General features: G+C 41.5%; 1 protein-coding gene. It reads right to left on the bottom strand.

Annotation, left to right across the window (positions count from 1 at the left end; all coding sequences use genetic code 11):
- Positions 1 to 376: hypothetical protein (locus K5R64_RS16310; protein WP_220764952.1), on the bottom strand; the 376-nt coding region annotated here is incomplete at both ends.

Raw genomic sequence — 376 nt, 5'->3', positions numbered from 1 at the left:
TTAACATACAGGGTGTATGCTCCAGCAGCAAGTCCAGTGAAGTTTCCAGTAGTATTGGTAAAAGTAGTATTGTCAATAGAATAAGTATTGGTACTATTTCCACCAGTTACTGTTCCCGCTGAGATGGTTCCGTCTAAAGCTCCATTACAACTTACAGGAGTAGTGGTAGACCCGCTTATGGCTAAGACAGCAGGAGTTGCTATAGTTACAGTTTGGCTAGCGATACATCCTTTAGCATCTTTAACATACAGGGTGTATGCTCCAGCAGCAAGTCCAGTGAAGTTTCCAGTAGTATTGGTAAAATTAGTATTGTCAATAGAATAAGTATTGGTACCATTTCCACCAGTTACTGTTCCCGCTGAGATGGTTCCGTCTA

Origin of the sequence: Flavobacterium sp. UMI-01 (assembly GCF_019656315.1) — a bacterium.
GTDB lineage: Bacteria > Bacteroidota > Bacteroidia > Flavobacteriales > Flavobacteriaceae > Flavobacterium.
This window is presented reverse-complemented; position numbering and strand designations above follow the sequence as displayed.